The organism is Okeania sp. SIO2C9 (assembly GCF_010672455.1).
Lineage (GTDB): Bacteria > Cyanobacteriota > Cyanobacteriia > Cyanobacteriales > Microcoleaceae > Okeania.
Genome location: NZ_JAAHGO010000026.1, coordinates 1 through 5609, shown reverse-complemented (window position 1 = coordinate 5609; position 5609 = coordinate 1). Strand labels below are relative to the sequence as shown.

The 5609-nt window shown below is 38.0% G+C and carries 4 protein-coding genes; 2 read left to right on the top strand and 2 right to left on the bottom strand.

Features of this window, described 5'->3' with window-relative positions:
* The coding region (locus F6K23_RS20330) for a PEP-CTERM sorting domain-containing protein (protein WP_293159182.1) at positions 1–203 on the top strand (203 nt) is incomplete at its 5' end.
* A 465-nt stretch (positions 204–668) separates the two neighbouring features.
* On the opposite strand, the gene F6K23_RS20325 is transcribed toward F6K23_RS20330, so the two are convergent.
* Together F6K23_RS20325 and F6K23_RS20320 are read right to left on the bottom strand one after the other, a co-directional pair.
* A complete protein-coding gene (locus tag F6K23_RS20325) occupies positions 669–2378 on the bottom strand; it encodes a peroxidase family protein (RefSeq protein WP_293159180.1) in 1710 nt (569 codons plus the stop codon).
* Between the two features lie 1380 nt (positions 2379–3758).
* Positions 3759–4370, bottom strand: a complete 612-nt coding sequence (locus F6K23_RS20320; RefSeq protein ID WP_293159178.1) for a PEP-CTERM sorting domain-containing protein — start codon at positions 4368–4370, stop codon at positions 3759–3761.
* An 802-nt stretch (positions 4371–5172) separates the two neighbouring features.
* On the opposite strand from F6K23_RS20320, the gene F6K23_RS20315 reads away from it, so the two are divergent.
* Positions 5173–5340, top strand: a complete 168-nt coding sequence (locus F6K23_RS20315) for a hypothetical protein (protein WP_293159176.1) — start codon at positions 5173–5175, stop codon at positions 5338–5340.
* Positions 5341–5609: the final 269 nt, after the last annotated feature.

Sequence of the window (5609 nt, the reverse complement as noted above, 5' to 3'; positions counted from 1 at the left end):
TTGGTAACATAACATTTCAGATGGCAGGTGTAGATGCCGAATATATTGAGGGTATTTTTGATGGAAGTATTGACCCTATAGAGACAACCTTTTCTGGAGAAGTGATTGCGGAAATGAAACCAGTACCCGAACCAACTGTATTATTTGGTCTAGGTGTAGTGACTGCAGGTTTAGTAGCTAGCCGTCGCCAGAAAAACTCCTAATCTAAAGGTTGATGATTATGTGCGCGATCGCTCTGATCTAACTAATAATATCTACATTAGTCAGAGTTAAGAGTGTAGAAAAAACAGCGATCGCTTGCTCCCTTCTAACTATTATTTCAAATCCATTTAATTATCTGAGATTTTTACATCTACCTATTACAAAAAGTATCTGTTATAAATTTTTAGGGCGATCGCTAGTTCATTAGCGGTCGTTGATCATTTGTCGGAGTTTTGCATACAATGCTCCTAGTATGTATAGCAGAAGGAAGAAGGAAAAATATTGCATTGTCTAAGTTTTAAGCTTTTAATATTTCCTAACCTTTCTTTCGACTACTATATTACAGGACTTACGCATAAGGTAGGAAATACTAGGATTTGAGATTGCTTTCCGTCCCGGAATGCTCCGCAAACCCTGTCGGTCGCAATGACGAAAATACATTGTACCGCGTAAGTCCTATGTATTAATTAACAGCGATCGCTAGACTGTCTCTTAATTGTTGGTAACATCTTCCATAGACGACCAATCATCAAAAAACTAGCCACGATCATTAAAGAAGTAGGTCCGCCATCGTGAATGTTAGGAACAGGAGTAGGAGTAGTACTAACAAAGAACACATTTTCAGAAATATTTTCAATTCCAGTGTTTGCCTTGATGACATCCGACAACTGAAGACCACCTAACCAATCTGAAACCAAACCATGATCGCCTAACTCCCACTTAGCAAGGTGAGTATCATTTTCATACCAGAAGTGATCGCCATCTCGCAATCTTTCAAACTGGTCTTCTAAAATTGCTTCATTCAACTCTCCAATACTAGAATTTTCTAAATTATCCTCCGCCAACATTCCCACCCACAGGTCAATTTCGTCAACATTGCTATAAACCGCCTCTAGTGATGCCACCAACTCTGGGTCAGATGAAATGTCACTAAAATTATCTTTCCTAGGTAAACCCAATGCTTCCCTAACATCATTGTAACTGGCCAAACCATGGTCCCGCCCGCGCTGAATATTCAGAGCTACCAAATCTGTTCCATTTACCACTGTTCCTTGACTAGGAGGACCAAATAATTGAGTCCGCAAATCATCAACTACTTTCGCGTCTGTTTTCTGCTGTATTTGAGAAGCTAAACCACGCAATACAGGGTCTATTCCTCCTTTGTCAGTAATACTATCTGGCCGGAAGAAAACTTCAGATAAGTTTAGTGGACCAAATTCTGTAGAGCTACCATCTTCATTCAAATGTTGTAGATTAGAACTAACCATAGTATGCCCTAAACGAAAACCTGCTGTGGAAAATTCTGTACTGATATTAGGATTAACAGTTGAATCATAACCACTATAAGGATCGAGAGTCACACCCAAAGCAGGCAAGAATTCGTCATAAGTAATTTTCTGGATTTGTGCCCCTACTATTTTACGGGCCCGTTGATAAATCTCTTGATCGCGCTTAATAGGGTCTAAGGATAAGTCTGTATGAGTAGCTTCAATAATTTCAGCAATCCGGTTATGCTCCCGTACAAAGAGAGTGTGTATTGAGGCTAAAGCTGAGTTTTCATTTGCTCGTACATCTCCTGCTACAAAAGTGCTTGGACCTATTCTTCCATCCATCGACATATGAGGTGCATTTGGATCGCCGTCTTGAGTTGGCAGTAAATCTCCTGTGGAGTGGGTAGTCACCTTCAATTTTCCACCGCCAAAGCTGCGTAACCAGTCAGCGCGGCCTTGGTCGCTACCGTATACATTACTGCCATCTATCCAAGCTGTAAGTTCGTTAAATTGCTCGCGGGGGTTTGTGGGGTCAGTGCCAGTAGTTTGATCAAAGAGCGATCTAGTAACGGGAATAAATGAATCAGGTGCGAAAAAAGGGTCATCGTTAGGAATAGTAATGCTAATAGTTTCTTCTGTCTCGCTTTGTACCTCACTCAAAGTGATATCATGGTCAAGAAATTGTCCCCATAACCATGTATAATCACTTAAATTTCGGGGGTCTAGGATAGATTCTGATTGATTAAACACGGTGTTACTAATAACTCTAGCATTCGGACCGTCAATTAATTCAGATATGCCATCTTGATAATTTGCTGGTGCTAAACGAAGCAAATTTTCACCTGTTTCACCATATTGGGGATTATCTAAGTTATTGTTACTGCCGTCAAATGTACGAAAGTTCATAGTTTACACCTATATTTTTCTCAACTACATCCTTATACTTCTAGCTTTCCCAAGCTTATGCGGTTTTTCCGAGTATTTTGATTAATATCGGCTGAATTACTTAATATTAACCTGAATTACTTATATTAAGTTTTGCCGATCGCTTTGTATCAAGTCATGGAAAATTGGCCTTGGCGATACCAGTCTAAGCTAGATATAATATACTATTATAAATAATTTTTCGATATATGGTTATAAGGTCACGGGGTCACGGGGTCATGGGTTTATGGGGTTATGGGGTTATAGGGACGAGGAGGGAAAAGATATATGAGCGTGTTTTTCTCATACTGTTGATCGTGATAATTTTATTTATAGCAGAAGGAAGAAGGAAAAATATTGCATTGTCTGAGTTTTAAGCTTTTGATATGTCTGCGCCCTTTGTTTCGATTGCTATACTCTGATTTCTCGGGAACCGTAGCAAGTGGATTTGACATTACGGCGTTGTTCAACAATGAATAATGAATAATGAATAATGAATAATGAATAATTACCTCTTCTTTTCAAGGAGAGGATTGACTAATAATGAAATTTTTTTTTCTCTTGGTCGATTGGATATGGCGAGGAGACCTCGCCATCCCATCCTACGGAATGCTGCGCAAACGACCGCTTATTATCCCCTTAAAAGGGGAGGCTTTAAACCACAATTTTTTGGTAAAGCGCGGGTATGATATTAATGTTAATTACTTAGGAGTAAACCAACCCCTAACCCTTCCTAGGAGGGGGATTCAAGAGTAACACTGGAATTGCTTCAATACCAGTTTTTAGGTCGTAAATTCTCTTTTTCTCTTGGTGCGCTATCAGGTGCGACTGTTGTCGTCGTGGGATCTGAACGCTTGCGACTGGTGTCGTCGCGGGATCGCACCGCTCTCTTGGTCGATTGGATATGGCGAGGAGACCCGCTCTTATCAGAGCCGCTCCGAATGGCGCCATCCCACCCTACGGGAAGCTCCGAAGAGAGAACTCCGTTCCGCTGTCGCGATCGGCCGCTTTGTCAAAGGGATATTTCCTGCAAAATCTTTTTATTGCACTTATTATTCGTAACATTCTTTTTTCAAATTGGTGTTATATAGAATCCGGTTATACAGTATATGTTTATAATTCTATCCACACTTTCGGATCCTTCAATCTCTCGACCTCCCCTTCTCCCCACACTCCCCACCCTCCCCACACTTCCCACCCCCAAACATAAGATAAGTATTCAACCGGATTTTATATTAGCGAACACCCTGTGTTTTGAATCTCTTCTACCTAGATACCAGATAGAAATTCAAATTCGTAGTCAATATTGACTGGTCAATTGTAGAGTAAAACTTGATGAGTAAGTTTTAATAACTTCAGTGACTAGCTATTCTTTTTCTTCAAACCGAAAGCAGAAGCAGCAGCTACTACACCTAAACCTAACATTGTTGGAGGTTCAGGAACTGTTACATTGTCTTCAGTTCCAAATACTACACCAGAAAAACTAGCTTGGAATATTTCGTCACCTTCAAAACTATCTTCATTTAATTGACCAATTACTTGGAAAGTAATACTACCCATAGCATCAGTCATATCTCCATCATTTAAAAAGAATCCACTGAATCCTAAGTTGATATCAGTTGTGCCAAATTGAGGAGTGAAAGTGAAATCATTAAATGATGTCAGATTTAAAGTAGTTCCATCGCTCAATTCTATAAATTTGACAGGTGCCATGACAGTATCCATACCATCAAGAGCTGCAAGACCAGAAGAAATATCAAAAATTTTTGCATCTGAGTCTAAACCAGCGAAATCACCATTTTTAAGTGATAGAAAAATTCCATCGCCAGCGAAGTCTAACATATTTTCATCAAATGAGATCGTATTACCAGCACCATCAAAACTGAAATTTCCGGATAAAACTGCGGCATTGACAGCACCAGCGTTGAATACAGTAGCTACTGCTAAAGGAGCAGAAACGAGAGCTGCAATCATTATATTCTTCATGTTTAATACCTCTATTTCTTGTCTTTCTTATTAGGGTAGTGGTGCATTGTAATTTTTTCGGTAACGGTATAGCAAGCATTTCAGCCACCATTCACCATTACTATACAGGACTACCCTTATTAGTTTATTTGGGATTTATACAAATGCCATCAGCTAATTTACTGTTCTCAAATTACTGATTTTTGTGTGCGATCATGAGTGGCATTTGTTCCTGTCTGTAAATGAATATAGCAACTCTATGAAAACACTGCTACTATTTTTTGGTTAATTTGCAAAAATACTACATTTGTCTTGATTTTCATTATTTAATTTTTGACTTCTTTGTGAGACTGATGTTTTGATTAAATAGTTAATATATATAGTTTTAGTCAAAATAAGTTACTTTAAATCTATTTTTTGATTTATATATACTTTTAAAAATATTTCTTTTCTGGATTATAGATATATCTCTAGAATAATAGATAATGACTAAAAAAATGGGTAAATCATCAGTATTTTTGTATATTTTTAGAAAAATAATATATTTTTTCCGGACAATAAATATATCTCTAGAATTTTCTAGACTATTACCCAAAAAAATGGTTGTCAATAGTATTTTTTACCTATTTTTAATAAATCAAGAAAATTTTTCTGATGATGAGTTTATTGGATGTAGATTATATTACAGTGATTTTCACATGAGTCAATCACATAGTCAAAACCAAATTATTTGAGGGGAAGTTCCATGGAATATCCTTACTGTAGTTTACTCAAATAAAAACCGCTGTAAATCTATCTATTGTTTAGAAACATGAAAATTGATTATCTTATACCAGTTTCATCAAATATTGCTACAGTAGTTTGGTCTGTTGGTGGAAATCTAGAGATTAATACTGTAACTACCTTTTTTGAATTTGGTATTAGTTCAACCGGACAGAATATGCTTGCAGAGCAACCGTACCCAGACAAAAAAATATAGGGGATAAAAAATCTAGTGATTTTTCACCCCCGTAGTTTTTTCATTTTTCTGTGGTAGATGAGTGCTAGCTAATACCGTTCTTAGAAACCTACGATAATCTATAGAAATCTATAATTATCTGTCCTATTTTTGCTTCTACCTGTTGACATCCTCCCCGGCCTAAAGGCACGGAGATTCCTACTGAGCCGTAGCTCCTCGGCGGGTTGACGCTTTGCTTCGCATAGCTGCCGCTAACACAGGGTGCTGCTTCCTTGGCGGTAGTCTAACGC

Excerpts from the sequence above, each read along its gene's own strand:
- F6K23_RS20325 (WP_293159180.1), bottom strand. The coding sequence starts at position 2,378 with ATGAACTTTCGTACATTTGACGGCAGTAACAATAACTTAGATAATCCC.
- F6K23_RS20320 (WP_293159178.1), bottom strand. The coding sequence starts at position 4,370 with ATGATTGCAGCTCTCGTTTCTGCTCCTTTAGCAGTAGCTACTGTATTC.
- F6K23_RS20315 (WP_293159176.1), top strand. The coding sequence starts at position 5,173 with ATGAAAATTGATTATCTTATACCAGTTTCATCAAATATTGCTACAGTA.